The organism is Leifsonia sp. P73 (assembly GCF_051059105.1).
Lineage (GTDB): Bacteria > Actinomycetota > Actinomycetes > Actinomycetales > Microbacteriaceae > Leifsonia.
In genome coordinates this window covers 3,776,467-3,802,274 of record NZ_CP194931.1, presented here as the reverse complement: position 1 = coordinate 3,802,274, position 25,808 = coordinate 3,776,467, and the positions used below count along the sequence as shown (strand labels likewise).

Below are 25,808 nucleotides of genomic sequence, written 5' to 3'. Positions count from 1 at the left end.
GACCCATGACCGACACCGCAGCCGACGCGACGGCAGCCGCGAAGGAGCTGATGCCCGACGTTCTCGAACGGCTCGGCGCCCTGGTGCGCATCCCGTCCGTCGCCTTCCCCGGTTTCGACCCGGAGCCCGTGCACCGCATGGGCCAGGCGGTGGTCGATCTGTTCGCGGCGGCGGGCGCGGAGGGCGTCCGCCTGCTCGACGTGCCGGGAGGCTACCCGTGCGTGTACGCCGACCTGCCCGGTCCGGAGGGCTCCCCCACCGTCCTGCTGTACGCGCACTACGACGTGCAGCCGGCTCCGGAGAGCCAGGGCTGGTCGACCCCGCCGTGGGAGCCGACCCCGCGGGAGAACGGCCGCATCTACGGCCGCGGCGCCGCCGACGACAAGTCCGGCCTGGTCGCCAACTACGCCACCCTGAAACTGCTCGGCGCCGACCGCCCCTGCCGCGTCATCCTGCTCTCGGAGGGCGAGGAGGAGACGATCTCGCACCTGGAGGCGTTCGTGGAGGCCAACCCCGAACTGTTCGCGTGCGACGCCGCGGTCATCGCCGACATCGGCGGCCAGGAGGTCGGCCGCCCCGGCCTCACCGTCGCGCTGCGCGGCGACGTCGCGTGCACCGTCACCGTGCGCACGCTCGCCAACCCTGTCCACTCCGGCGAGTTCGGCGGGGCGGCGCCGGACGCGATGACGGCGATGATCCGCATCCTCGACACCCTGCACGACGAGAACGGCGACACGGTGATCCCCGGCGTCGACTCGGGTCGCTGGGACGGGGCTGCGATGGACGAGCCGGTGTACCGGGAAGGTTCGGCCATCCTCCCCGGTGTCGACTTCCTGGGCACCGGCTCTTTGGCCGACCGGATCTGGATGAAGCCCTCGGTGACGGTGCTCGGGATGGACCTCCCGAACACCGCCGAGGCGTCGAACGTGCTGCTGCCGTCGGTGACGGCGAAGCTCTCGATGCGCATCATCCCGGGTTCGGACGGCGACGCCCAGCTGGAGGCGCTGATGGCGCACCTGCGCTCGCAGCGGCCGTGGAACTGCGTCGTCGAGGTGGAGAAGGTGAAGGTCGGGCACGCGTTCCGGGTGGACGAGAGCCACCCCGCGATCCCGGCCGCGATGGACGCGATGCGGGAGGCCTACGGCCGCGACGTCGAGTCGATCGGCAGCGGCGCCTCCATCCCACTGGTCGCCTCCCTGAAGAAGGTGTCGCCCGAGGCGGCGATCCTGCTGTGGGGCGCGGAGGACACGAAGCAGTCGCGCATCCACGCCTCCGACGAGTCGGTCGACCCGGACGAGATCGAGCGGATCATCGTCACCCAGACCCTGTTCATCCGGAAACTCGCGGCCGCGATGTAGGCCCGGGATGCGGTGACGGTCGATGCGGGAGCTCGCCAGGTTCGCGGGGGCGGTGGCCCTCGTCGCCCTGGTCGCCCTGGCGACGACACCGGGCGCCGCGCTGAGCACGGTACGGCTGATGGACGCGCTGGTGGTGCTGATCGCCGCGGCGGTGTGCGCGTTCAGCGCGGGGGTGGCGGAGGTGCGGCGGGGGCGGGAGGCGTCTGCGGCCGTCGCGGCGGATCCGGTGGCGAAGTCGAGGGTGCCGTCATAGCCCGGTCGTACGGCACCCCTGTGTAGTTTGTTCCCATGACCGACCTCCCGGACGCGCTCCCCGCCGACTACGAGCCCGCGCATGTGTTCCGCGTGGTCGCGATGCCGCTCGACCGCGGCTGGGGCGTGTGGCTGCGCGCCGCCGACGACAGCGTCATCCACAGCTTCGGGATCGGGCTGCCGCCGGAGATGCCGTTCCGGCCCGACGTTCTGGAGGTGCTGGGGCCGGTGCTCAACCTGCAGTTCCGGCTGGCGTACATGGACGACTCGGCGTGGGATGAGCTGGAGAACCACTGGTCGGCGGTCGTGTACGAGTACACCCCGCGGTAGCGGTCAGTCGTCTGGCGTCGTCACCTGCTCGACGCCCTCGCTGTCGGCCACGGTGCCCGGCACGGTCCCCTCGTAGAGGTAGGCCGCCGCCTCCGGCCACGCACTGGCGTCCACCAGTCGGAACACGTCGACGGCCGCCGCTCCCTCGAACGCCGAGGCCGCCCGGATCACCGCGGGAGGCCCGGCACCGACGATCGGGAGCCGTTTGCTGAGGCTCTCGGCCGAGTCGTCCGGGTAGAGGAAGACGGCCACGAACGTGCCACGCGCCTCGTCCATGACCCACCCCCGAAAGTCGTCTCCGCAGCGCAGCCGGGACACCGCGCCTCAGCCAACCGGCACCTCCCCGAACCGTGTGGCCGCATGATGCACCAGCCGTCACGAGCGCGGCAAGACGTCGCGCAGGGTCACCCGGGGGACAAAATCTCGGTAATAGCCAAGGCCGTGCCGCAGGAGGCACAATCCGAACATGAGCGAAGCCAACGCCACCGGCCCCACCGCCCTCGGCCCCGGCACCGTGCCAGGGGGCATTCCACTCAAACTGCACCTGAGCGAGCCGGAGTACGCCGCGCTCGTCCGGATCGCACTGCACCGCCACACCACTGCGTCCCACCTCGTGGAGACGCTCGTGCTGCGCGCACTCGAACACGCCGAGGTGCCGCCGCCCGCCGACTCGTCGCCGAAGCGGTCGCACACGACGTACGACGAGGCGACGCGCGGATTCACCCGAGACGGGGCGCGGGTGACGCTGCCGGAGCAGTGAGCTTGGATGGCAGGATGACAGGGTGACCGAAACCATCCTCCTCGTCACCGGGACGTCCTCCGGGATCGGCCTCGCGACCGCGGTCGCCGCCGCTCGCCACGGGTTCACGGTCGTGGCGACCATGCGCGACATCGGCAAGGCGTCCGCGCTGCAGGCTGCGGCCGACGCTGCCGGCGTCACCCTCGACCTGCAGGCCCTGGATGTGACGTCGCCGGCGTCCATCGAGGCCTGCCTCGACCACATCCGGTCGGCCTACGGCCGGCTCGACTCCCTCCTCAACAACGCGGGCTCAGGCCATCTCGGGACGGTCGAGCTGGAGTCCGTCGACGACGTGCGCGCCGTGATGGAGGTCAACTTCTTCGGCGTCGTCGCCGTCACCAAGGCAGCCTTGCCGCTGCTGCGGGAGAGCGGCGGCCGCGTCGTCACGGTCTCCAGCGTCGGCGGCGTGGTGGGCCAGCCGTTCAACGAGGCGTACTGCGCCGCGAAGTTCGCCGTCGAGGGCTTCATGGAGTCGCTGACCCCGGTCGCCGCCACCGTCGGCGTCCGCGTGAGCGTGATCGAGCCCGGCGCGGTGACGACGGAGTTCGTCGCGAGCGTGCAGGCCCAGGAGCCGCCGGCCGTGGCGGGGACGCCGTACGAGGGCGCGTTGCACGCCTACCTCGCCCGCACCGCCGCCGCGTTCGACCCGTCCGCGGCGCAGACCCCGGAGGGCGTGGCCGAGGTGATCGTGGAGACGTTGACGGCGGCCGAGCCTCCCGCGCGCGTGCAGACCTCGGAGGCGGCGCGCCGCTTCGCCGCGGTGAAGCTCGCGGACCTGGACGGCGCCCACGTGCAGGCGGTCACCCGCCACTGGGTCACCACCGCCTGACGCGCGCTCGCCTAGCCGTCGAAGGGCACGTAGTCGCCCTCAAGACACGGTTTTAGGGGCGTCTACGTGCCCCTCGACGTTCCGGGCTACCGCCGCCGGCCGCCGACGAGCACGTAGATCAGGGGCAGCGCCGACACGCTCATCAGCACGATCCCGAACGCCTGCACCGTCGGCAGCAGCACGGCCCCCGCGACCAGGAACCCGCTGAACAGCACCGCCGCGATCAGCCGCCGGGTGACGCGTTCGAGCCGCCCGATCCGCTGGTCGAGCGCCGGCGTCTTGACCGAGAAGTTGCCCTCCTCGATGCGGTTGACCATCCCGTCGAGGCGCTTCGGCAGCCGGACGGCCACGCCCGCGATGGAGGCGGCCTCCTTCAGCGCGTCCTGCACCATGTTGCCGCTCTCGTCGCGCAGCAGCTGCGTCGCGTAGGGCTCGATCGAGTCCCACAGGTTGAACTCCGGGTCGAGCGCGCTGCTCACGCCGGACGTCAGCGACATCGCCCGCACGATGAGGAGGAAGTGCTCCGGCAGCTGGAACGGCAGCGACCGGATGACGTCGCCGAACTGGACGGCGAAGTCGCGGAACTCCCGCTGGTCGACCTCCCGCAGCTGCGCGAACCCCATCCCGCCGAACCGCGCGAAGAGCTGCGTCATCGCCCGCTCCAGCTCGGACGTGTCGGAGGTCGGCAGCAGCACCCCGACGTCGCGCATCGCGTCGACGAGTCCCTGCCGTCGCGCCCCGCCGCCGCGATGAGGAGCTTGCGGAGGCCGCGCCGCGTTCCGTCGGGGACCTCCCCCATCATCCCGAAGTCGATGAACGTCAGCTTCCACGGGTGCGCGGTGGTCGCGTCCATCCCGTCGGCGGCGAGCGTGGGGTCGGGCGTGACGAAGATGTTGCCCGGGTGCGGGTCCGCGTGGAAGAACCCGTTCGTGAAGAGCTGGTCGAACATCACGGAGGCGAACACCGGCGCCACGTGCGCCGGGTCGATCCCCGCGGCGCGCAGAGCGAGCACGTCGGTGATCTTGATCGCCGTGACGTCTTCGAGCGTGAGCACGCGGCGGGTGGTCCGCTCCCAGACGACCTCCGGGACCGCCACGCGCGGGTCGTGCGTGAATTCCTCCGCGAATCGCGCCGCGCTCCTGGCCTCGTGGAGGTAGTCGATCTCCTCCAGGCTCGTCGCCGCGAACTCCTCCATCAGCGCCGGCATGTCCACCCGGTCGGCCACCACACGGACACGCTTCAGCCAGCCGCCCACCCGCCGCAGCGCCGCCAGGTCGACGTCGACGATCGCGTCGATTCCCGGCCGTTGCACCTTGACGACGACCGTGTCGAGGCCCGTGTCGTTCCTGTCCTGCTCCGCGAGCCGTGCCCGGTGCGCCTGCCCGAGGGATGCCGCCGCGACGGGAACGGGGTCGATGCTGTCGAAGACGCGCTCCAGCGGCATCCCGAGCTCGGCCTCGGCGAGCCGCCGGATGGCGTCGAACGGCACCGCCGGCACCTCGTCCTGCAGGCCTTCGAGCTCCTTCGTGATCTCCGGAGGGAGGACGTCGAGCCGCGACGACATGAACTGCCCGACCTTGATCATGAGTCCGCCGAGCTCGACGGCGAGGTCGTGGAACCGCCGGGCGAACGCGGTGAGCCGCTTGGTGCGCCCGCGCTCGCTGAAGCGCCCGAGCCCGATGCGCGGGAGGAAGAGGTCGTACCACCAGATGTGGATGAGGTTGGCCGCGGCGAACCGCAGGATGCGGCGGTAGCGGGCCCGGGTGTTGCCCGAGCCCGCTACTGCTGCTGTCCTGTTGTTCGTGGGTGTCGTCGTCGCGCCTGATCCGGCCGCGTCGGGCGCCGCCACCCGCTCAGTCCTGGGCGTCCTGGGCGAGGATCGAGTACAGCTTCCGCCGCGCCTCGTCGAGGACCGCGGCGGCCTCCTTCACCTGCTCGGGCGTACCCGTGCGCCGCACCTGGGCGGCGGCCTGCGCGAGCGCCATCCCCGCCTTCGGAAGCTCGGAGTCGAACGGGTTGTGCCCGCCGCTCCAGTTGCCGGGACCCCAGGGCATGTTGGTGGTCTCGGTCTTCTCCTCCGGCGCCCACGGCGCAGGCCCGGCCTCCTCAGCCGCAGCCTTGCCCTCCTCGGTGAGCGCATACGTCTTGCGCCCATTGGACTCCTCGGCCGTGATCAGCCCCTCGTCGGCCAGCAGCTGAAGCGTCGGATACACGGACCCGGCGGACGGCTTCCAGCTCCCGCCGCTGCGCTCCTCGATCTCCCGGATGATCTGGTACCCGTGCATGGGCTTCTCGGCCAGGAGCGCGAGCACGGCGCTACGGACGTCGCCGCGCCCCATCCGCGTGCCGACCTTCTTCTCGAACTGCGACCGCAGCTGGTCGAACGCCTGGAAGAGGCCGTCGGCGTTCATGTTGCCCCAGCCGCCGCCACCGGTGAAAGTTCCGCTCATGATGTGCCTCCTGATAAGGATCGTGGTGAGTCGGTAACGATAGTCAACGATATATCGTTGAGGGGTGGAGCGGGAGAATGCGGGTGAATCTCTCAGCAATCACTTGGGCCAACGGGTCGAATAGGTAACGTTTTAGATTCTTCTTTTTACATCTAAGGAAGGGTCTAAATGAAGATTCGACGCGCATCCGCGTGGACCTTGTCGGCTGTACTGGTGGGTCTGCTCAGCATCGGCGCAAGCAGCCCGGCCATTGCAGCGGAGCCTGAACCGGACTCGCTCCAATTGGCAGTCCTCGAGGGCGACCAATGGATCCCCCTCGACGCCGACGGGTTCCGGGCGGCCACGCTCCACCTCGAGAGCAGTTCCCCCGACGATGCCGGAAACCGAAACTCTCGACTCATCGGCTGGAATCAGTCGTTCGGCTGCGACGTGCTGAACAACGAGAACGACGTCTTCGCCACGTACTGGTTCCCGTGGGACGGGCGAGTCAACGGCGTACGCCTGAAATGCGGGAACGGCTCGTGGGGCTACAAGCACATCCGCGAGAGGCACGAGTCCCAATGGCAAGCGACTTTGGACTCAGCGCGTGCCCACGGGTGGAACTCGGCCGCCTTCGGCGTCAACTCCTGGGACGACCTGATGTCCGGAACCACGAGCGCCGTCGTCGCAGACCCCGGTTTGGGACTTACGCACATTGCGGTCAGCAACAAATGGTGCACGAAAGCGATGTTCGGGCTGTGGGACACGAACTACAAAAGGATCGTCTACGACTTCGGAGTCGAGACCGTGTGGGCGTCCGACAGCGACAAACTGATCACGTCATTCCCCTCCAACCGCAAGGTCTGCTGACCGTTCGGGGTGACGCGAACTCGCGTCACCCCGAATTTCGCCTACGCGCGATGCGCGACGTAGACGATCGCGAAATCCCAGACCTCTGCAGCAAGCCGCACAGCGAGCACATCGCCACGATCCTCCCATGCGCGCTCGGCGACCGGATCCTTCCACGGCTCCGCAGGGCCGACCGCAGCCTCCCACTCGTCGTACCACTGACGAAGGTCACGGGTGAGCGCGCCGCTCAGGCCGAAATCTTCGGGGACGGCCGTGTAGCCGACCGACGAGTCCCAGAGAGGCCAGCGGTGGCCGTGATCGGGGAAGAACCGGACCACGCGCAACTCGCCGGAGCGGCGCCTGGTCTCGCGGAGCACCGTCGATTCCGGATCGCTGAATGCGGGAACCGGGAGCTCCACCTGGGTGGCCGGATCGATGACGATCCCCACCACGTCGAAGCTGAGGCCCGTGATCTCGCGTTGCATAGGCCCAGCCTGCCATTCGACATACCTGCCTCGCTCCCGTCGACGGCGAGGCCCTCCTAACCCACCACCCTGTCACCCGGACCGCTTTCGCGCAGCGACCGCCGCCCGATCGCGAACCACACGATCGCGCCCACGAGCGGGATCAGCGTCACGAGCACCACCCACGCGACCACCGGCCCGGCCGCCGCCTTCGACTTCGCGATCTGCACGAGTGCGATCAGCCACAGCACGAACGGCACGATCCAGAACGACAGCACGACCATCACATGCCAACCGGTGAGTCCATAGAGCATGTCCGAACAATACCGAACGGTAGGGAAACAGCTCCCGCAACTCGCCTCCGACCGTGCCAAGCTGAACACCGTGGCCCTTCCTCCCCCGCCGCCCGCCGCCATCGTCATCGCCGGTGGCCGCTCGTCGCGTTTCGGCAGCGACAAGCTGCTCGCGGAGGTCGAGGGCCGCACGCTGCTGCAGCGGACGATGGAGGCCGTGGGAGGCTGCGCGACGGTCGTCCTGGTGTCGGCGACCAACGAGACGGTGCCGCGCGGGGTCGTGACCGTGTCCGAGTTCCCGCGGTGGGGCGGGCCCTGCGCCGGCATCGCCGCGGGCGTCGCGGCGCTTCCGGAGACCGCCGCCGAGACGCTCATCGTCTCGGCCGATCTCGCACGACCGGACCGAGCCGTCGCCGCGCTGCACGCGATCGCGTCGGGCGTCCTCGCCGACCAGGACGGGAACGCGCAGTGGCTGATCGCGCGCGTCCCGGCCGCGGCGCTCCGGACACAGCTCGCCGTGCTCGACGCCAGCGGGGGCACGGCCGGCCTTCCGGTCCGCGCTCTGATCGGCCACCTCGGCCTCCCGATCGTCCGCGCGCACCGCGACGCGGTCGCGGACATCGACGAACGGCACGACCTCGAACGAGTGAAGGAGCGACCCTGATGGAACCGCAGGAACTCGACGCCTGGGCCGGAGCTGCCGCGCGGCGGCTCGGGGTGAGCCTCGAGCCGGGCGATGTGGCCGCCCTGCTCGACCTCGCGCGGGATGCCGCCCACGGCGTGACGCGGCCGGCGGCGCCGCTCACGGCCTACATCGCCGGCATGGCCGTCGGGTCGGGGCGGACGTTCGAGGATGTCGCCCGCGAGTTGCGGGTGGCGATCGCGGAGGCCGGGCAGAGCGAGGACTGATCCCGCCTACATCGCCGCCATCAGCAGGACGCCGACCGCCATCCCGGCGACCTCGCCGAGTTCCAGAAGCCCTCGTCCGGGGCGACGCGGGAGGTGGCGAGTCCGCACTATCGTGACGAGCAGCCACGCACTGTAGGCGAGGTACCCCGCGACGAACGCGACCACGATCGAGCCGAGCGACACCCCGTGCGCGTGCGCCGAGACGGCACCACCACCACCACCATCCCGCGACATCCCCAACGACATCCCCACGAGCGCCGCCATGGTCACCCCGCCCAGCGCCCGGTGCAGGCTCATCGGCGGCACCCTCCCCGACCGCCGCTGCAGCGCGAACCCGGCCGACGCCAGCGACAGCACGATGGCGGCCAGTCTGACGCCGGGCACGGACGCTCCGAGCACACAGCCCGCCATCGCCAGCACCATCAGCCCGGCCGACACCCACACCCGCACCGGCCGCGGCGAACCCAACAGGCAGCAGGCGGAGACAGTGGATGCCCCGAGCGCGCCCACGTCGAGGAGCATCAGTGCCCGCAGGTGCAATCGGCGCCGCAGGAGGGGGCTTCCGCAGCCGTGGAGTGGCACGACAACGCCGACCGCGGCACGTCCAGCGTCGGGTTCCGGTCGAAGAACCCGTACGGCTTCAGCGTGAACCCGGCGTAGTCGACGGGCATGATCGGCCAGTCCTCCAGGCGCGGGAAGTGCGTCAGGCCGAACGTGTGCCAGACGACGATGTCCTCGCCGTCGAGCGGGCGGTCCTGGGCGACGTACGCGGGGAGGCCGGCGCCACCGGGGTGCAGGTTCACCGCGTAGCCGGCCGCCCACAGCTCCGACGGCTCGTACTGCGTGACCCAGAGGTGGTGCGCGGCGAAGCCGGCACGGCGGCGCTGGTGCGCCTCGTCCGCGGTGAACAGTGCGGGCTCCGACGACGGATGCAGCACGTAGCTGGTCGGGCGGCCGACGCGGTTGCGACGGGATGCGCTGCTGATCGACCAGACGCGGCCCACCGAGCCGTCGGCGTCGCGCACGGCGTCGGACTCCGACGACAGGCGCGTCATGGTCCGGCCGATCGCGCTCCCCCACGGGTTGCTCGCCGACACGGGGACGCGGGCGACGTCGATCTCGTCCACGGAGTTGGCCACGCCGTCGACGGTCATGTCGAGCCGGGCGCAGAACATGTGCTGGTGCACCGGGGCTCCGAGGCCCGGTGCGAGCGGGGTGGAGTACGGGTCGTCGCCGCCGTCGTGGGCGCCGGTGAAGACGATCCCCGTGGCCTTGGCCTCCACCTCGAACGTCCCGTCCAGGTAGAAGTAGAAGTAGAAGCCGTAGTCGTAGTTGCCGACGGTCGTGAAGAAGGAGACGACCAGGCGGCGCTGGCGGCGGGCCTCGGAGGTGTGGGTGAACTCGTCGGTGTGCTTCCAGAGGATGCCGTAGTCCTCCTCGTGGATGCAGATCGCGTTCTTGATGGTGCGCGGCCGGCGAAGTCGTCGGCGACGACGGCGTCCAGGTAGAAGATGTCGCCGAGGCAGTCGCAGCCGAGCTCCAGCGAGTTCGCGAGGCGGCCGAACTGGTACTCGCCGGCGTCGTAGTAGTTCTGCCAGCCGTGGATGGGCGTCGGGTCGGCGTAGTTGACCACCATCTCCGAGATGGACGCCCGGTACAGGATGGGGCGGCGCTCCTGCTGGTAGGTGAAGGCGACGTCGTGGAGGGTGAGGCCCTCGCGGCCGTTGAAGCCGACGCGGAGGTCCCAGTTCTCCCAGCTCAGCACGCCGTCCCGGTACTCGAAGCTGACGCCCTCCGGCTGGGTGATCTCGATCGGCTTGAGCGTGGTGCGCAGCGGGCCGGTGACCTCCGGGTCGAGGTAGTCGCCCGACTCCATCGGGACGGTGTCGACCGGGGTCTCCACCAGCCGGATGACCGAGCGCGAGAGGGTGTCGACGTGCGCCACCACGCCGTCGATCGGGTGCGCCCACGGGAGGTCGGACTCGCTCTGCTGGACGAAGGCGAGCACGCGGAACATCCGACGGCCCTCCTCGTCGTCGTAGTCGAAGTGGCCGGCCGTCAGCGGGCAGGTGCGGACGGCGCTGACGTCGTGGATGCCGCGCTTGGCGAGCGCGGCGACCCAACCGGGGTCGGCCTTGACGATGTCGTCCACGAGGGTGAACTCCTCGTCCAGGACGGGCGCGGTGCCCTCGGCGACGGGGTCGAGCTCGCGGGTGTGGACGACCTCCCCCGCGGTGATGTCGGCGACGGCCTGGGTGACGGCGCCGGTCGAGAAGTCGAGCAGCAGGGCCTCCACCTCGCGGTGCAGCCCGGGCGCGCGGTCGGGGTCGAGGACATCGCGCTTGTGCGGCTCGCGCAGCATCACGTAGGTGAACCGGGTGTGCTCGGTCACCAGGCCGGACGCGGCGAACACCTCGCGGGCGCGGTCGATCTCGGCCTCGGTGAGCGCGGCGAGCGGGTGGGAGGTCGCGGTGGCGATCGTCAGGGACATTCCAGAACTCCTTCGTCGGTGGTTCCCGATGGTTATTGACTGTAGCGTCAAAAACCCGTTTCCGGAAGAGCGCCGGCGAAACGATCGTGCAAGATGGGGGACGTGCCCAAGATCGTCGATCACGACCAGCGCCGCCGCGACATCGTGGACGCCTACCTGCGCGTGCTCGCGCGCACCGGCGTCGCGGGGACGCACGGCCGCTCCGTCGCGGCCGACCTCGGCGTGGTGCCCGGCACGCTGTGGCATTACTTCGACTCGGTGGAGCAGATCGCGGAGGCAGCGGCCCAGCGGGGAGTCGAGCGCACGCTGGAGCGGATCGCCGCCCGCGCCGGGGACGCCCGCGGGCTCGCGGCGCTGCTCGCGATCGCGGAGGAGATCCTGCCGACCTCCGCGGTGACGCGCGAGGAGGCGCGCGTGGTCGTGGCGTTCTGGGGGCAGGTGCACCCGGGCTCCGACCCGCGCTCGGCGTTCGGCCGCACGCGCGAGTTCACCGAGCTCACCCGCACCGCGCTCGCGCAGGCGGTGGCCGACGGGGAGCTCGCGACCACCACTCCGGTGGAGCCGCTGGTGCGCCTGCTCGACTCGATCTACGCGGGCGAGCAGGTGATCTGGGCGGCGGAGTCCGTGGAGGACGACGTGAGCCAGGTGCGTGCGACGTTCGCGACCGCCGTTCTGCCGTGGCTGGGCGAGAACGGATCCCCTGCCACCGGAACGCTGCAATACTGGGCGGGTCGCGACGCATCGTAGATAAATGTCTACGGCTGAGGTAGCGTGTGGGGATGATATCGACCATCGATGACCACAGCATCACCGTCGGGCAGCTTCGGCAGAACCCGACGAAGATGCTCGCCGACGTCCAGGGCGGCGAGCGCTATGTGGTGACCAATCATGGTCGTCCTGTCGCCGACGTCGTGCCCCACGTCGAGTCCGCGTGGGTCCCGGTCGAGCGGGTCGCGGCGCTGCTCGAGCGCAGCGGCGACGAGGACTGGGCACGCGAGCTCCAGGACCAGCGGGCCGAGCAGGATCTGCGAGACCCCTGGCAGTGAGGGCTCTGCTCGACACGAACGTCCTCATCACCGGCGGGTTCGTCATCCCGGAGGGGATCACCGACGTCGCGATCTGCTCCGTCTCGTATGCCGAGCTCGAGCAGGGGCAGGGGGCGCCCGGGCTCGATCCGTCGATGCTCGCCGACCGCAAGCTCCAGGTCCTGGAGATCCGGCAGGCGTTCGGGAGCGGCCTCCCGTTCGACGACGTAGCGGCGATGTACTACGGGCGCATCGTGGAGGCGGTGCACGCAGCGGGCCGGTCGCCGCGCGGCCGGATCGCCGATCTGATGATCGCGGCGGTCGCCCGGGCGCACGGCGCCGCGATCGTCACGCACAATGTCGCCGACTTCGCCGGCCTCGAACGCATCGTCCGCGTGATCCCCGCTGACTGACCGCACGGTCCCTGACGCCGGCTCACCGCGCCCCGGTCAGCACCCGCGGGTCCGTGATCGCGTCGTACTCCTCCGCCGTCAGCAGCCCGCGCCCGACGATCGCCGCGCGTACGTCTCCCCGGTCTCCAGCGCCTCGTGCGCGATCTGCGCCGCCGTCGTGTAGCCGATTCGCGGCGTCAGCGCCGTCACGAGCCCGACCGAGGACGCCACGCGGGCCCGCAGCAGCTCGGCGTCGGCCTGGATGCCGTCCACGCAGTTGACCCGCAGCGTCCGGCACGCGTTCGTCAGCCAGGTCAGCCCCTGCAGCAGCGCGTTGGCGATGACCGGCTCGAAGGCGTTGAGCTGGAGCTGGCCGTTGTCGGCCGCCATCGTGATCGACACGTCGGCGCCCGCGATCGCGAACGCGACCTGGTTGACGACCTCCGGGATGACCGGGTTGACCTTGCCCGGCATGATCGACGAGCCGGCCTGGCGCGCTGGGAGGTGCAGCTCGCCGAAGCCGAACTGGGGGCCGCTGGACAGCAGGCGCAGGTCCGAGGAGATCTTCGAGAGCTTGATCGCGGCGCGCTTCAGGGCAGCGGAGACCAGCATGAAGACGCCGGTGTCCGAGGTCGCCTCGATCAGGTCGGAGGCCGTGACCAGCGGCAGGGCGGTCAGCGCGGCGAGGTGCCGCACGACCGCGGCCGCGTAGCCGGGTGAGGCGGTGATGCCGGTGCCGATCGCGGTCGCGCCGAGGTTGATCTCCGCCAGCAGCGGGATGGTCTCGGTCAGCCGGAGGTTGTCCTCGTCCATCGTCACCGCGAACGCCGTGAACTCCTGGCCGAGCGTCATCGGCACGGCGTCCTGGAGCTGGGTGCGGCCGATCTTCACGTGGTCGCGGAACTCCACCCCTTTGGCGCGGAACGCCCCGGCCAGCAGCGCGTGCTCGACGATCAGCCGCCGCAGCCCGATGGTCAGCGCGACCTTGACGGCGGTCGGATACACGTCGTTCGTGCTCTGGCTGCGGTTGACGTGGTCCAGGGGGTGGATGACGTCGTACCTCCCGCGCGGATGCCCGAGGCGTTCGAGCGCGCGGTTCGCGATGACCTCGTTGGCGTTCATGTTCGTGGAGGTGCCGGCGCCGCCCTGGATCAGGTCGACCACGAACTGGTCGTGGAGGCGGCCGTCGACGATGTCCTGGCAGGCGGCTTCGATGACGTCGGCGACCGCCGGCTCCAGAACCCCGATCTCCGCGTTCGCCCGGGCGGCCGCCTGCTTGACCAGCGCCAGTGCGGTCACGAGCTCGGGATACGTCCCGATCCCCCGCCCGGAGATCGGGAAGTTCTCCACGGCGCGCTGCGTGTTCGCACCCCAGTAGGCGTCGGCCGGGACCTCGACGGGGCCGAGCGAGTCGTGCTCGGTGCGGGTGGCGGTCACGAGACGAACTCCACGACGGTCTGCGCGAGGGCGACGGCGGCGTCCCGGAGCGCCTTCTCGGCCTGCGGACCGACGCACGCGGCGGCGAACTCGGGCTGATGGTTGGTGGCCGGGAGGCTGCCGACGCCGATGTACGGATGGATGGCGGGGACGACCTGTGACACGTTGCCCATGTCGGTGGAGGCACGGTTCATCCGGCCCGCGGCGGACGAGCCGTCGAACACCCGGCCGAGCGCCTCCGCGTTCGCCCGGTACAGCGCGAGCGCGCGCTCGTCGTTGCGGAACTCGGAGTACGGCTTGCTCTCCGGCGTGATCGTGAGGGTCGTGCCGGAGGCGAGCGCGCCGGCCTCGAAGCAGCGGTTCACCCGGTCCTCGATACGCTCCAGCTCCTCCAGCGTCTCGGCGCGGACGTACCAGCGACCCTCGGTGCGGTCCGGGATGGCGTTGGGCGCCTGGCCTCCGACCGTCTGGATGCCGTGCACGCGCGCCGAGTGCGGGAGCTGCTGGCGCAGCAGGCCGATCGCGACCTGCGCGACCACGAAAGCGTCGTTGGCGTTGACGCCCTCCTCCGGATACGCGCCCGCGTGCGCGGCCTTGCCGTCGTACCGGACGTGCGAGTGCGCGACGGCGAACGGGCGCGCCTCGGCGACGTCCACCGGCCCGGGGTGCGCCATCACGGCGAGGTCGAGGCCGGCGAACGCGCCGCGGTCGAGCAGCTCGATCTTGCCGCCGCCGCCCTCCTCGGCGGGGGTGCCGTAGACCTCCACAGTGATGCCGAGCTCGTCCGCGAGTGGGGCGAGGGCGGAGGCGACGCCGACGGCGATCGCGGCGATGAGATTGTGGCCGCAGGCGTGGCCGAGGCCCGGGAGGGCGTCGTACTCGGCGCAGACGCCGATGCGGACCGGGCCGGTGCCGGCGGTGGCGAGGAAGGCCGTGTCCAGTCCGAGGTAGGCGGGCGTCACGGCGAAGCCGCGCGAGGCGAGGGCCTGCTGCAGGCGGGCGCTGGAGCGGTGCTCGTTCCAGGCCGTCTCGGGGTCGGCGTGGAGCGCCTCGGACAGCGCGACGAGCGACGGGAGGCCGGCGTCCACGAGCGAGCGGGCCCGGTCCTTCAGCGACGTCGCCGTCGCGGTGTCACTCATCGCCGGGCACCCCGTAGCTCGGCGCACCCGCCGGCATCAGCCCGCGCGTCACGTACGCGTCCCGCTGCGGCAGCCACGTCTCCACCAGGATCTCCCCCAGCAGCTCGACGGGGTTCTCCGCCCAGTCGACGCGGAGGTCGGTGACCCGCCAGCCGGCGTCGCGCACGACCGCGACGCCGGCCGAGTGCACCGGCCCCTCCTCGCCGCCGGCCGCGATCGCCGCCCGGAGCGCGGCCAGCAGCCGCACCTCCAGCTCGCCCGCGGCCGCCTCGAATGCGTCCACCATGAGCTGCGGCACGTCGGCGCGCGCGAGCATGTTGCCCGCCGCGACCGCGTGCGCCGACTGCGCCTGGCCGTGGTGGCCGAGCACGTGCGAGCCCGAGTGGATGGCCGAGCGGCCGTTGCGGTCGATCACGAGGAGCTGCCGGTAGTCGATGTCCGGCGTCGAGTCCACGACCCACGCCAGCGCCTCCTCCACCGGCCGGCCGTCGCGCAGCCCGCCGATGAGCCGCGGGCCGAGCCGCGGGTCGGTGATGTTCTGGGAGTGCGCGCCGCCGACGCCGTCGGCGAGGTTCACGCAGCGGGCGGCGACCGCGGGCGAGGAGGAGCAGATGGCGGAGCCGATCGCCCCTGTGCCGTCGACGGCGAGGATCGAGAACGTCACTTTGCACCTCCCGAGAGCACCGCGGTGGCGTCGATCTCGACCAGCCACTCCGGCCGGGCGAGCGCCGAGACGACGATGCCGGTGGACACCGGGAAGACGCCCTTCAGCCAGCGTCCGACCACCCGGTAGACCGCCTCCCGGTAGCGCGGGTCGATGATGTAGATGACGACCTTCACGATGTCCTCCAGGCTCGAACCGGCCTCCTCCAGCAGCATCGCGATGTTCGCCATCGCCTTCTCGGCCTGCGCCTCCACGTCGCCGATGCCGACCGACTCGCGGGTCTCCAGGTCCTGGCCGATCTGGCCGCGCAGGTAGACGACGCCGCCGGCGACGACGGCCTGGCAGAGGTCGTTGTCGAGGTTCTGCTCCGGGTAGGTGTCCTTGGTGTTGAACGGGCGGATGCGGGTGTGGGTCGGCATCAGACGGCTGCTCCTTCCGCCGCGACCGCGGCGTTCTCGTACGACAGGTAGGTGCGCTGGATCTGGATCTGGTCGGCGATGTAGCCGGCGTCGTGCCAGACGCCCCAGATGAAGCTGGAGCCGCGGCGCGACTGCCACGGCAGGCCCAGGAAGTACACGCCGCGCTCGGCGGAGACCCCGCGCTGGTGCACCGGCTTGCCCGCCGCGTCCAGTGCATCCACCTGCAGCCAGCCGTAGTCGACGCCGAACCCGGTGGCCCAGACGATGGAGGTGATCCCGGCCGCCGCGAGGTCGAGCTCGGTGACCGGGTCGGTCACGCACGCGGGGTCGGGGCCGAGGATGCGGGCCTCCGGCTCCTCCGGGAGGTCGAGGCCGTTGCGCTCGATGTAGGCGTCCGCCTCGTCGAGCACCGAGAGGTAGTTGGCGTCGCCGGCGTGGATGTTGGCGGCCAGGTCGCCGCCGAACCGGAGGACCCCGTCGGCGTAGTCCTGCGTCCGGCCGACGAGCGTGATGCCGCTCTCGGCGAGCTCGCGGAAGTCCACGGTGCGGCCGCCGCGGGCGCCGCTGACCGCGATGGTCACGTGCTCGGCGCCGGCGGCGGGGGCGGAGGCCTCCCACTTGCCGAGGACGCCCAGCCACCACACATTGTCGCGGCCCCGGTAGCGGCGCGGCGGCCGGTCGTGCGGGCCGACCGAGAGGTGCACCCGGCGTCCCGCGCGGCGCAGCTCGTCGGCGATCTGCACACCCGAGGACCCGGCGCCGACGACGAGCACGCCGCCGGCCGGGAGCTGGTCCGGGTTGCGGTAGTCGCTGGAGTGGAGCTGCTCGACACCCGCGTCCGCCGGGATGACGGTGGGGATGACCGGCTTCTGGAACGGTCCCGTCGCGGCCACGACATGGCGCGCCGTGTAGGAGCCGTCGGTGGTCTCGACCGTGAAGCCCGGCGCGCCGGCGTTGCGGCGGACCGACAGCACCTCCACTCCGCTGCGGATCGGCGCGTTCGTCATGGCGGCGTAGGCGACGAAGTAGTCGGCGACGCGCTCCTTGGGGCGAAGCCGTCCTGGTCGACGTCGTCGAACTCCAGGCCGGGGAAGCGGTCGTGCCACGCGGGGCCGTTGGCGACGAGCGAGTCCCAGCGGCCCGAGCGCCAGCGCTCGGCGATGCGGTCGCGCTCCAGCACGAGATGCGGGATGCCGCGCTCGGTCAGGTGGGCGCTCATCGCCACACCGGCCTGTCCCGCGCCGACGACGAGGACCTCGATTTCCTGGCTCGACATGCTGATCTCCTTCGCTGATGGTGCAGCCATTGTCAGCAGGCCGGACCGAATCTGTAAAACAATGAGAATCGCCGTATTGGATCAACGGAAGTGATGCTTCGCGCGCGTTTCACGCGCGTGAACTCCTCATTTCATGATCGCGCGGCGCCCAGCCGGGGCGCGCTACATCACTTCAAACGATCCACTGGAACGGTTTTCAACGCTCGTTTCGATGCACTGGACGTGCGTACTCTTCCGGCATGACGATCGACACAACCGTCCGCATCGACGGCAGGGCCATCATCGACGGCGACCGCGTCGCCTCCGCGTCGGGCGACACGTTCGTCACGGTCAACCCGGCGACCGGCGAAGCGCTCGCGGAGGTCGCGAAGGGCGGCCCCGCCGACGTCGACCGCGCCGTGGCCGCGGCCCGCGCCGCCTACGAATCCGGCGTCTGGAGCCGCCGAGACGCCGCCGACCGCGGCGCCGTCCTCCGCCGGCTCGCCGACCTCATCGAGCACAACGCGGCCGAGCTCGCCCTCCTCGAATCCCTCGACATGGGCAAGCCGCTCTCGCAGACCAGCGCCGTCGACCTCCCCGGCACGGCGGCGACCTTCCGCTGGTACGGCGAGCTCGCCGACAAGCTCACCGACGAGGTGCCCTCCACTCCTCCCGGCTCGACCGCGATCGTCAGCCGGGTCGCGCTCGGCGTGGTCGCCGCGATCGTGCCGTGGAACTACCCGCTCGACATCGCCGCCTGGAAGCTCGCGCCCGCGCTGGTCGCCGGCAACAGCGTCGTGCTGAAGCCCGCGGAGACGACGAGCCTCACCGCCCTCCGCCTCGGCGAGCTGGCGCTGGAGGCCGGCATCCCGGCGGGCGTGCTCAACGTCGTCCCCGGCCCAGGCTCGGTGATCGGCCGGGCGCTCGGCCTCCACCCGGACGTCGACGCGCTCACGTTCACCGGCTCGACGGCGGTCGCGAAGAAGCTGCTGACCTACGCGGGCGAGTCGAACCTGAAACGGCTGAGCCTGGAGGCCGGCGGCAAGAGCTCGAACCTGGTCTTCGCCGACGTCGACGACCTGGCGCTGGCCGCCGAGAAGGCCGCGTTCGGCGCGTTCTACAACCAGGGTGAGGTCTGCTCGGCCAACTCGCGCATCTTCGTCGAGCGTCCTGTCTACGACGAGTTCGTCGGGCTGCTCACGGCCGCCGCCGAGGCGTACCGCTCCGGCGACCCCCTTGACCCGGCCAGCGGCAACGGAGCGCTCGTCTCCGAGTCGCACGCCGACAGCGTCGCCGCCGCGATCGAGACGGCAGCGCGCGACGGCGAGCTGATCGGCGGCGAGCGCATCCAGCGGCAGGGCTCGCGCGCGTTCATCGACCCGGCGATCGTCGCCGGCCTCCCGCTCTCGCACCCGCTGCACCGTGACGAGGTCTTCGGCCCGCTGGTCGTGGTCCAGGCGTTCGACCACGAGGACGAGGCAGTGCGCGCGGCGAACGCCACCGACTACGGCCTGGCCGCGTCGCTGTGGACCTCGAACCTCTCTCGCGCCCACCGGGTGTCCGAGCGACTGGTCGCCGGCACCGTCTCGGTGAACACGGTGGACGCGCTCGGCTCCACGACCCCGTTCGGCGGGTTCCGGCAGTCCGGCTTCGGCCGCGACCTCTCCCGGCACGCCATCGACAACTATGTGGGCCTCAAGACCACGTGGTTCCAGCACGCGTAGGAGGACGGCCATGACGATGCAGCTCGACACCACGCCGCGCGCGACCCGGGTGCCGCCCGAGGTCGCCCGCTCCTGGCTGCTCCTCTCGGCGGCCCGACTCGACGCGGTGGCCGTGGCGGGGTCGTCCGCCGACGCCGTCGTGATCGACCTGGAGGACGCGATCGACGCCTCCCGCAAGGAGGTCGAGCGGGAGCGGGTCGCACGGTTCCTGGAGTCCGGCGGCGAGGCCTGGGTGCGCGTCAACGACCGCACCTCGGCGTTCTGGTCCGGCGATGTCGAGCGGCTCCGTGGCCTCCCAGGCCTGCTCGGCGTCGTGCTCGCCAAGACCGAGGAGGCGGCCCACGTCACCGAGACCGCCGAGCGGCTGGGCGGCTCGACACCGGTGGTCGCCCTGATCGAGTCCGCCCTCGGCATCGAGAACGCCGCCCTCATCGCCCGCGCGCCGGGCGCCTTCCGGCTGGCGTTCGGCAGCGGCGACTACCGCCGCGACACCGGCGTCGCCAACTCGGAGGCCGCCCTGGCCTACCCGCGCTCGCGGCTAGTCGTCGCGAGCCGGGTCGGCGGCCTCCCCGGCCCGATCGACGGGCCGTCGGTGGTCGACGGCGCGCCGATCGTCACCGAGCAGTCCCGGTCGGCCGCCGCGCTCGGCCTCACCGGGCGGCTCTGCCTGCGCGAGACGCAGGTCGGCATCGTCAACGAGGTGATGGCGCCCTCCGCCGAGGACGTGTCCTGGGCGGCCGGCTTCCTCGGCGAGTTCGAGGAGGCCGGCGGCGTCGTCCGCGACGGCAGCGACCTCCCGCGGCTCGGCCGCGCCGAGAAGATCCTGCGCCTGGACCGCGCGTTCAGCGCGGCCGGGTAGCCCATCGACCGGGCGCCGCCCGGATTTCCCCCGCCAGTCCCATCCGAAGAGAATGCAAGGACGAAGGAGTCCCCCGATGACCGATACGAAGCTCCAGACCTCGAACATCCGAACCCGGCATTTCCGCAAGACCCTCGGCCGGCTCGACATCGTCTTCCTGTCGATCAGCGCGGTCATCTCCATCGACACCGTCGCGCAGATCGCGGCGGGAGGCGGCGCAGAGGCGTTCACCTGGACCGCGGTGATCGGGATCACCTTCCTCTTCCCGTACGCGCTCGTCATCTCCGAGCTGGGCAGCACGTTCCACGACGAGGGCGGCCCGTTCGTCTGGGTGCGGCTCGCGTTCGGCAAGCTGACCGCGGCGATCGCGACGCTGTTCTACTGGATCACCAACCCGCTCTGGATGGGCGGCTCGCTGGTGTTCATCTCCGCCGCGACCTGGGGCGCCTACATCGCCCTGCTCCCGGAGGGCAGCGCAGGGGACATCGTCTTCAAGCTGGCGTTCATCTGGCTGGCCATCGGCACCGCGATCATCGGCCTCCAGTACGGCAAGCACATCGTGGCCGCGGGAGCGATCATCAAGATCCTGCTGCTGGTGGTGTTCGTGGTGACCGTGGCCGTCTACGCGGTCAAGAACGGCGTGCACGGGTATGCGGCCGGGGCGTTCTCGCCGACGCTCGGCGGGTTCCTCGCGGTGACGCCGGTCATCCTGTTCGCGGTCGTCGGCTTCGAGGCGCCGAACGGCGCGGCCGAGGAGATGCGCAACCCGCAGCGCGACGTCCCGCGCGCGATCACCTCCTCCGGCATCATCTCGATCCTGTGCTACCTCGTGCCGATCTTCGCCATCCTGGCCGTGCTCCCCGCGAACAAGGTCCAGGGCGCCAGCGGCCTGCTCGACGCGTTCAAGGAGGTCTTCTCGGTCTACGGGATCGCCACCGGCCCGGTGATGTTCGTCGCCGCGCTGCTGTTCGTGTTCGTGGTGCTCACGCAGGCGAGCGCGTGGATGATCGCCTCCGACCGCGTGCAGGCCGCCGCCGGCGCGGACGGCGCGTTCTTCCGCTACTTCGGCGTCTTCTCGAAGCGCTTCGGCACCCCCGTGCGGATGAACCTGCTCTCCGGGATCGTGGCCACGGTGTTCTGCATCGCGGCGACGCTCCTGCTCAAGGGCAGCACCGCGGCGGTGTTCACGGTGGTGCTGACGGTCGCGATCTCGACCCTGCTGCTCTCGTACCTGGTCATCTTCCCGTCGATCGTCCGGCTGCGCAGTAAGTACCCGGACGTCGAGCGCCCCTTCCGGGTCCCGGGAGGCCGCGGCGGCCTGTGGACCGCCGTCGTGATCATCTACGCGTGGGTGCTGCTCGGCTCCTGGGTCGCGGTCTTCCCGGGCACGCTGGAGGGGCTGCTCGGCCTGAAGTACGACTTCGTCGACACCTGGGGCGTCGACCGCCCGACGTTCGAGGGCTTCACGGTGGGGACGCTGATCGTGATCACGGTGCTGGCCCTGGCCGGCTACTTCTGGCAGCGCGCCCGCGACCGCCGCATCGACCCGGGCCCCGAGGTCCTGCTGGAGCCGGTCCGCGACTGACGCGCGGCCACACACGGTCAACGGAGGAGATCCCGGCCCACCAAGCCGGGATCTCCTCCGTTGACTGGCACCCGGGGGCCGCGGCCGGTGGATGTCCTCCGTTAGCGACGCCGTCGGTAACGGAGGAGATCGGGTGCGGCGGGTGCCCTGAAAGCAGCTAACGGAGGAGTCTGCGCCCTCGTGGGGCGAGATCTCCTCCGTTAGCGACGAGAGGGCGGGGCGGGTGGGCGGTTAGGCCGGGACGGTGGCCGCGAGCAGGTCGGCGGCGCGCTCGGCCACCATCATCACCGTGATGACCGGGTTCACCGACGTGAGGGTCGGGAAGACCGACGCGTCCGCGATGCGCAGGCCGGCGATGCCGCGCACGCGCAGCTCCGGGTCGACGACCGCGAGTGCGTCGTCGGCGGCGCCCATCCGGCAGCTGCCGCTCACGTGGTAGACGGTCTGGTGGATGTCGCGCTGGAGGGCCGACAGCTCCTCGTCGGTCTGGACGTCGGGGCCGGGGAAGACCTCCCGCACCAGGTGGCCGCGCATCGGCTCGGCCTCCGCGATGCGGCGGGCCAGGCGCACGCCGGCGACCAGCATCCGCTCGTCGTGGCCGTCCGCGTCCGTGAAGTAGCGGTAGTCGATCACGGGCGGCTCGTCCGGGTCGGCGGAGGCGATGGTCACGCGGCCACGGCTGTGCGGCTTGGCGACGTTGGGCGCGATCGCGACGATGGCGGGTGGGAACTCGACGCCGCGGGCGCGAGGATGGTCGACCACCGGCTCCACCGGGAAGTGCATCAGCACGTCCGCGCGCGCCGGGTCGCCGTCCACGCCGACCATCGCGCCCGCGTCCCAGCCCGAGGCCGAGACCGCGGGCGGCGCCGACACGGCCTCCCAGACGACCAGCCCCTCGGCATGGTCCTGGAGGTTCTCCCCCACGCCCGGCAGCTCGTGCACCAGGGGCACACCGGCCGCCGCGAGCACCGGAGCCGGGCCGATCCCGGACAGCAGCAGGAGCCGCGGGGTGTCGATCGCGCCGCAGGCGAGCACGATCTCGCGGCGCGCCCGGACCTCCCGAAGCACGCCCGACGCGTCGCGGTAGCGCACCGTGACGGCGCGGCCGCCCTCCAGCACGATCCGCGACGCACGCGCGCCCGTGATTACGTCCAGCGACGCGCGGTCGTCCATCACGTCGTGCAGGTAGTGGATGGAGCTCGACCCGCGCACGTTCGTCGCCGGGTCGTAGCCCACCTCGAAGAAGCCGGCGCCGCGCGCCAGGGTGTCGGTGCGGCCGTCGTTCCAGCGCTCCTGCAAAGGGAGGCCGAGGGCCGAGACGGCGGAGGCGACCACGTCCGCGACGAACGGGTTCCGGTCCGCCGCGCCGACCGGGTGCACGGGGATGTCGAGCCGGTCGAAATACGGCTGGAAGCTCGCGGCGTCCCACCCGGCGGCCCCCGCCTCCACCCACTCGGCGAGGTCGGACGCCGGCGGCCGCCACGCGATCATCGTGTTCGCGGTCGAGCAGCCGCCGAGGATGCGCATCCTGGTCTGCCGGATGGACGAGTTGCCGTGCTCCTGCGGCACGCTGCGGTAGTCGAGGTCGTACGCGCTCCCGATCATCTCCTCCCAGCGCCGCAGCTCGCGGGCGCGGCTCTCGCCGCGGTCGCTCGGCCCCCACTCCAGGAGGGCGACCGTCACGTCCGGGTTCTCGGAGAGGCGCGCGGCGACGATGCCGCCCGCAGTGCCGCCGCCGACCACGACGTAGTCGTACTCGGCGGCGGCCTGTGCTGGATCGAGGGTCATTCTGCTCCTGCGACGGGGGTGGGGAGGGAGGTGGAGGCCGCCGGCGAGGCAGCCTTGGACGGCGCCCACTTCATGAGCGCGTAGTACAGCGGGCAGATCACGGCCAGGCCGACGATCCACGAGATGTCGACGCCGCCGAGCGCGGTCGCGATCGGGCCGGTGTAGAAGGCGGTGTTGATGAACGGGAGCTGGATGAGGACGCCCAGCACGTAGCAGATCACGGCGTTGCGGTTGATCCGGCCGTAGATTCCGCCGTCCTGCCGGAACAGCGAGGCGATGTCGTACTTGCCGTGCTTGACCGCGTAGTAGTCGACCAGGTTGACGGCCGTCCACGGGATGAGCACGCACAGCAGCAGGATCATCAGGTTCGACAGGTTGACCAGGAAGTTGGCCGAGAACGCGAAGCCGAGCACCAGCGCGACCAGGAAGAGGATGACCGCGATGGCGCCGCGCGTGACGGCCCGCGGGATCCACTTCGGGAACAGCGTCTGCCCGATGGTGATGATCGCGAGGCTCCCGCAGTAGAGGTTCATCCCGTTGCTGACGCTGATCCCCACGCCGAACACGAGCATCGCGAGCCCCGCGATCCCGGGGATGAGGGCGCTGAGGCCGGTCGCGACGTCGTCCTTCGGGAAGGCCGCGCCGACGATCGAGCCGAGCACCATCGGGATGACCGACCCGGCCACGCAGCCGGCGAACGTCGCCCAGAACGCAGCCCGCACGCCGGTGTCCTTCGGCATGTAGCGCGTGTAGTCGGACACGTAGGGCGCGTACGCGATCTGCCAGAGCGCGGCGACCGAGATGGTCCCCATGATGCCGGCGGCGGTGACCGAGCCGTAGTCGATGGCGCTCGCGGGCAGCGTTCCCGCGGCGAAGATGTAGACGAAGACGATGGCGATGGTGAGGCCGGCGACGACGCTCATCACCGTCCCGAACACGTGCAGCAGCCGGTAGCCGAACACAGCGCCGAAGACGCTGATCAGGCCGACGATCACCGTCGACCAGAACGCGCCGAGGTGGGTGAGCGAGTCCAGCGCCTGGCCGCCGAGGATCACGTTCGAGGCGAAGAACGCGACATACATCCCGACCACGATCACGACCACCAGGAGGCTGCCGTACGACCCGAACTGCGCGCGGGTCTGCAGCATCTGCGGCACGCCCATCTGCGGCCCCTGCGCCGCGTGCAGCGCCATCACGACGCCGCCGATCAGGTTGCCGACCACGAGCGCCACGATCGCCGCCCAGATCGGGAGGCCGTACACCGCGGTCGCCAGCAGGCCCGTCGCGATCGACAGCATCATGATGTTGCCGCCGAACCAGATCGTGAACAGGTTGCGGGCCTTGCCGTGCCGCTCGTCCTCGGGGATGTAGTCGATGGTGCGGGTCTCGACGCCGAGGGCGTCGCTGCGGACCTCTGTGGTCATGGGTGTGCTCCTCGTCGTGGCCTGGGGGCTTGGCATAGAAGCCTCTGCCTTCCTGGCGCATCAATCAACTAAGGTTGCCTGAAGCACTGCATCACTTGGGGAGATACCGCGCCGCAGGTAACAGTGCCGAAACCTGGTCGTAATGGAGGCCTCCCATGAGCAAGAAGCCGGACGTCACGCTCGCGCAGCTCCGCTACTTCATCGAGGCCGCCACTCACCTCTCGATGACCCGCGCCGCCGAGGAGCTGTTCGTCGCCCAGTCGGCCGTCTCGTCGGCCATCGCACAACTGGAGCAGCAGGTCGGCGCGCAGCTCTTCATCCGGCAGCGCTCCCGCGGGCTGACGCTCACGCCGGCCGGGCAGCAGTTCCTGGGCGACGCCCGGGCGCTCCTGCTCAACCTGGAGGAGGCGCTCGACACCGCGCGCGGCATCGACAACCAGGTGCGCGGCACCATCCGGATCGGCTGTTTCGTCACGCTCGCGCCGTTCATCCTCCCCGCGATCGTCAGCCGGGTGCGGGCCGAGCACCCGTACCTCGACATCGAGGTGGACGAGCTGGACACCGACGGCGCCAGGGCCGCCCTGCGCAGCGGCCGGGTGGAGCTGCTGATCGGCTACGACTTCGGCTTCGGCAACGACATCCGCACGGCGGTGCTGTCCGACGCTCCGCCGCACGTCATCCTGCCCGCCGACCATCCGCTCGCCGCGTCGCCGCAGGTGTTCCTGCGCGAGCTGTCGCGCGAGCCGATGATCCTGCTCGACCTGCCGCACAGCCGGGAGTACTTCCTCGGCATCCTCGCCGGCGCAGGTCTCCAGCCGGAGATCCGGCACCGGTCGCTCAACTACGAGACAGTGCGCGCCTTCGTGGCGCACGGGCACGGCTTCTCGATCCTCAACCAGCGGCCCAGGCACGACTTCAGCTACGACGGCGAGCGGGTTGCCGCGCTGCCGATCGCGGACAGCGTCCCCGCCCTCCCCGTGGTGCTGGCGGCGATGCGCTCGGTGCGGGCGACGGCCCGGGCGCGCGCGGTGAGCGACATCGCGGCGCAGGTGGTCGCGGAGGCACTCAATCCCGACCCGCTGCGCGCGTGAGAT

28 protein-coding genes and 3 pseudogenes are annotated in these 25,808 nt (G+C 71.0%); 15 read left to right on the top strand and 16 right to left on the bottom strand.

Annotation, left to right across the window (positions count from 1 at the left end; translation table 11 throughout):
- The first annotated feature begins 5 nt into the window (after positions 1-5).
- The 3 genes from ACQ86L_RS19540 to ACQ86L_RS19530 are packed head-to-tail and all read left to right on the top strand — an operon-like array spanning position 6 to position 1,940.
- Positions 6-1,358, top strand: coding sequence for a M20/M25/M40 family metallo-hydrolase (locus ACQ86L_RS19540; protein WP_434316866.1), 1,353 nt, complete (start codon positions 6-8; stop codon positions 1,356-1,358).
- Between the two features lie 22 nt (positions 1,359-1,380).
- Positions 1,381-1,611 carry a hypothetical protein gene (locus tag ACQ86L_RS19535; protein WP_434316865.1) on the top strand — a complete coding sequence of 77 codons (231 nt, stop codon included), beginning with the start codon at positions 1,381-1,383 and terminating at the stop codon, positions 1,609-1,611.
- A gap of 35 nt (positions 1,612-1,646) precedes the next feature.
- Positions 1,647-1,940: a hypothetical protein gene (locus tag ACQ86L_RS19530; RefSeq protein WP_434316864.1), complete on the top strand. Its 294-nt coding sequence runs from the start codon at positions 1,647-1,649 to the stop codon at positions 1,938-1,940.
- 3 nt (positions 1,941-1,943) lie between these two features.
- On the opposite strand, the gene ACQ86L_RS19525 is transcribed toward ACQ86L_RS19530, so the two are convergent.
- Entirely contained in the window at positions 1,944-2,216 is a 273-nt protein-coding gene (locus tag ACQ86L_RS19525; RefSeq protein ID WP_434316863.1) for a hypothetical protein, read from the bottom strand.
- A 190-nt stretch (positions 2,217-2,406) separates the two neighbouring features.
- Here ACQ86L_RS19525 and ACQ86L_RS19520 point away from each other — a divergent pair, with 190 nt between their 5' ends.
- Together ACQ86L_RS19520 and ACQ86L_RS19515 are read left to right on the top strand one after the other, a co-directional pair.
- Positions 2,407-2,700 carry a hypothetical protein gene (locus ACQ86L_RS19520; RefSeq protein WP_434316862.1) on the top strand — a complete coding sequence of 98 codons (294 nt, stop codon included), beginning with the start codon at positions 2,407-2,409 and terminating at the stop codon, positions 2,698-2,700.
- Between the two features lie 22 nt (positions 2,701-2,722).
- The gene (locus tag ACQ86L_RS19515; RefSeq protein WP_434316861.1) at positions 2,723-3,568 is read left to right on the top strand and encodes an SDR family NAD(P)-dependent oxidoreductase; all 846 of its coding nucleotides are present in this window, start codon (positions 2,723-2,725) and stop codon (positions 3,566-3,568) included.
- Positions 3,569-3,654: 86 nt separating this feature from the next.
- On the opposite strand, the pseudogene ACQ86L_RS19510 reads toward ACQ86L_RS19515, so the two are convergent.
- A pseudogene (locus ACQ86L_RS19510) lies at positions 3,655-5,153 on the bottom strand (ABC1 kinase family protein).
- A 268-nt stretch (positions 5,154-5,421) separates the two neighbouring features.
- Positions 5,422-6,018, bottom strand: a complete 597-nt coding sequence (locus ACQ86L_RS19505) for a PadR family transcriptional regulator (protein WP_434316860.1) — start codon at positions 6,016-6,018, stop codon at positions 5,422-5,424.
- Positions 6,019-6,186: 168 nt separating this feature from the next.
- Here ACQ86L_RS19505 and ACQ86L_RS19500 point away from each other — a divergent pair, with 168 nt between their 5' ends.
- Positions 6,187-6,867 (top strand): hypothetical protein, encoded by a 681-nt coding sequence (locus ACQ86L_RS19500; protein WP_434316859.1) that lies wholly within the window; start codon positions 6,187-6,189, stop codon positions 6,865-6,867.
- Positions 6,868-6,908: 41 nt separating this feature from the next.
- On the opposite strand, the gene ACQ86L_RS19495 is transcribed toward ACQ86L_RS19500, so the two are convergent.
- Complete coding sequence (locus ACQ86L_RS19495) at positions 6,909-7,331, bottom strand: hypothetical protein (RefSeq protein ID WP_434316858.1); 423 nt, start codon at positions 7,329-7,331, stop codon at positions 6,909-6,911.
- Positions 7,332-7,387: 56 nt separating this feature from the next.
- On the bottom strand, positions 7,388-7,624 hold the full coding sequence (locus ACQ86L_RS19490; protein ID WP_434316857.1) for a PLD nuclease N-terminal domain-containing protein: 237 nt from the start codon (positions 7,622-7,624) through the stop codon (positions 7,388-7,390).
- Between the two features lie 70 nt (positions 7,625-7,694).
- Between ACQ86L_RS19490 and mobA the strand changes: the two genes are divergently transcribed.
- Together mobA and ACQ86L_RS19480 are read left to right on the top strand one after the other, a co-directional pair.
- On the top strand, positions 7,695-8,267 hold the full coding sequence (gene mobA / locus ACQ86L_RS19485; protein WP_434316856.1) for a molybdenum cofactor guanylyltransferase: 573 nt from the start codon (positions 7,695-7,697) through the stop codon (positions 8,265-8,267).
- A complete protein-coding gene (locus ACQ86L_RS19480; RefSeq protein WP_434316855.1) occupies positions 8,267-8,512 on the top strand; it encodes a DUF6457 domain-containing protein in 246 nt (81 codons plus the stop codon). The genes mobA and ACQ86L_RS19480 overlap by 1 nt, the downstream gene beginning before the upstream one ends.
- A 6-nt stretch (positions 8,513-8,518) precedes the next feature.
- Here ACQ86L_RS19480 and ACQ86L_RS19475 read toward each other — a convergent pair whose 3' ends face one another.
- The 3 genes and pseudogenes from ACQ86L_RS19475 to ACQ86L_RS19465 form a co-directional block, all read right to left on the bottom strand.
- The gene (locus tag ACQ86L_RS19475; protein WP_434316854.1) at positions 8,519-9,034 is read right to left on the bottom strand and encodes a hypothetical protein; all 516 of its coding nucleotides are present in this window, start codon (positions 9,032-9,034) and stop codon (positions 8,519-8,521) included.
- Complete coding sequence (locus tag ACQ86L_RS19470; protein ID WP_434318929.1) at positions 9,034-9,936, bottom strand: hypothetical protein; 903 nt, start codon at positions 9,934-9,936, stop codon at positions 9,034-9,036. The genes ACQ86L_RS19475 and ACQ86L_RS19470 overlap by 1 nt, the downstream gene beginning before the upstream one ends.
- A 116-nt stretch (positions 9,937-10,052) precedes the next feature.
- Positions 10,053-11,003, bottom strand: a pseudogene (locus ACQ86L_RS19465) (primary-amine oxidase); the annotation flags it as partial.
- 93 nt (positions 11,004-11,096) lie between these two features.
- Between ACQ86L_RS19465 and ACQ86L_RS19460 the strand changes: the two are divergent.
- Genes ACQ86L_RS19460 through ACQ86L_RS19450 form a run of 3 tightly spaced genes read left to right on the top strand, consistent with a single transcriptional unit; the run spans position 11,097 to position 12,441 of the window.
- Positions 11,097-11,750, top strand: a complete 654-nt coding sequence (locus ACQ86L_RS19460) for a TetR/AcrR family transcriptional regulator (protein ID WP_434316853.1) — start codon at positions 11,097-11,099, stop codon at positions 11,748-11,750.
- 32 nt (positions 11,751-11,782) lie between these two features.
- Complete coding sequence (locus tag ACQ86L_RS19455) at positions 11,783-12,049, top strand: type II toxin-antitoxin system Phd/YefM family antitoxin (protein ID WP_434316852.1); 267 nt, start codon at positions 11,783-11,785, stop codon at positions 12,047-12,049.
- A complete protein-coding gene (locus tag ACQ86L_RS19450) occupies positions 12,046-12,441 on the top strand; it encodes a PIN domain-containing protein (protein ID WP_434316851.1) in 396 nt (131 codons plus the stop codon). The genes ACQ86L_RS19455 and ACQ86L_RS19450 overlap by 4 nt, the downstream gene beginning before the upstream one ends.
- 22 nt (positions 12,442-12,463) lie before the next feature.
- Here the strand turns inward: ACQ86L_RS19450 and ACQ86L_RS19445 are convergent.
- From ACQ86L_RS19445 to ACQ86L_RS19420, 6 genes and pseudogenes are all read right to left on the bottom strand, one after another.
- Positions 12,464-13,857, bottom strand: a pseudogene (locus ACQ86L_RS19445) (aspartate ammonia-lyase).
- Positions 13,854-14,996, bottom strand: a complete 1,143-nt coding sequence (locus ACQ86L_RS19440; RefSeq protein ID WP_434316850.1) for a M20 family metallopeptidase — start codon at positions 14,994-14,996, stop codon at positions 13,854-13,856. The pseudogene ACQ86L_RS19445 and the gene ACQ86L_RS19440 overlap by 4 nt, the downstream one beginning before the upstream one ends.
- Positions 14,989-15,660 carry a DUF1028 domain-containing protein gene (locus tag ACQ86L_RS19435; RefSeq protein WP_434316849.1) on the bottom strand — a complete coding sequence of 224 codons (672 nt, stop codon included), beginning with the start codon at positions 15,658-15,660 and terminating at the stop codon, positions 14,989-14,991. The genes ACQ86L_RS19440 and ACQ86L_RS19435 overlap by 8 nt, the downstream gene beginning before the upstream one ends.
- Entirely contained in the window at positions 15,657-16,079 is a 423-nt protein-coding gene (locus ACQ86L_RS19430; protein WP_434316848.1) for a RidA family protein, read from the bottom strand. Before ACQ86L_RS19430 ends, ACQ86L_RS19435 begins: the two co-directional genes overlap by 4 nt.
- The gene (locus tag ACQ86L_RS19425; protein WP_434316847.1) at positions 16,079-17,086 is read right to left on the bottom strand and encodes a flavin-containing monooxygenase; all 1,008 of its coding nucleotides are present in this window, start codon (positions 17,084-17,086) and stop codon (positions 16,079-16,081) included. The genes ACQ86L_RS19430 and ACQ86L_RS19425 overlap by 1 nt, the downstream gene beginning before the upstream one ends.
- On the bottom strand, positions 17,083-17,355 hold the full coding sequence (locus ACQ86L_RS19420; RefSeq protein WP_434316846.1) for an FAD-dependent monooxygenase: 273 nt from the start codon (positions 17,353-17,355) through the stop codon (positions 17,083-17,085). Before ACQ86L_RS19420 ends, ACQ86L_RS19425 begins: the two co-directional genes overlap by 4 nt.
- Positions 17,356-17,594: 239 nt before the next feature.
- Between ACQ86L_RS19420 and ACQ86L_RS19415 the strand changes: the two genes are divergently transcribed.
- From ACQ86L_RS19415 to ACQ86L_RS19405, 3 genes are all read left to right on the top strand, one after another.
- On the top strand, positions 17,595-19,058 hold the full coding sequence (locus tag ACQ86L_RS19415; protein ID WP_434316845.1) for an aldehyde dehydrogenase family protein: 1,464 nt from the start codon (positions 17,595-17,597) through the stop codon (positions 19,056-19,058).
- Positions 19,059-19,068: 10 nt separating this feature from the next.
- On the top strand, positions 19,069-19,917 hold the full coding sequence (locus ACQ86L_RS19410) for an HpcH/HpaI aldolase/citrate lyase family protein (RefSeq protein WP_434316844.1): 849 nt from the start codon (positions 19,069-19,071) through the stop codon (positions 19,915-19,917).
- Between the two features lie 76 nt (positions 19,918-19,993).
- On the top strand, positions 19,994-21,502 hold the full coding sequence (locus tag ACQ86L_RS19405) for an APC family permease (RefSeq protein ID WP_434316843.1): 1,509 nt from the start codon (positions 19,994-19,996) through the stop codon (positions 21,500-21,502).
- A gap of 231 nt (positions 21,503-21,733) precedes the next feature.
- Here ACQ86L_RS19405 and ACQ86L_RS19400 read toward each other — a convergent pair whose 3' ends face one another.
- Both ACQ86L_RS19400 and ACQ86L_RS19395 read right to left on the bottom strand, forming a co-directional pair.
- Complete coding sequence (locus tag ACQ86L_RS19400) at positions 21,734-23,290, bottom strand: GMC family oxidoreductase (RefSeq protein ID WP_434316842.1); 1,557 nt, start codon at positions 23,288-23,290, stop codon at positions 21,734-21,736.
- Positions 23,287-24,714, bottom strand: coding sequence for a purine-cytosine permease family protein (locus ACQ86L_RS19395; RefSeq protein ID WP_434316841.1), 1,428 nt, complete (start codon positions 24,712-24,714; stop codon positions 23,287-23,289). The genes ACQ86L_RS19400 and ACQ86L_RS19395 overlap by 4 nt, the downstream gene beginning before the upstream one ends.
- Before the next feature lie 155 nt (positions 24,715-24,869).
- Here ACQ86L_RS19395 and ACQ86L_RS19390 point away from each other — a divergent pair, with 155 nt between their 5' ends.
- Complete coding sequence (locus tag ACQ86L_RS19390) at positions 24,870-25,805, top strand: LysR family transcriptional regulator (RefSeq protein WP_345836604.1); 936 nt, start codon at positions 24,870-24,872, stop codon at positions 25,803-25,805.
- Positions 25,806-25,808: the final 3 nt, after the last annotated feature.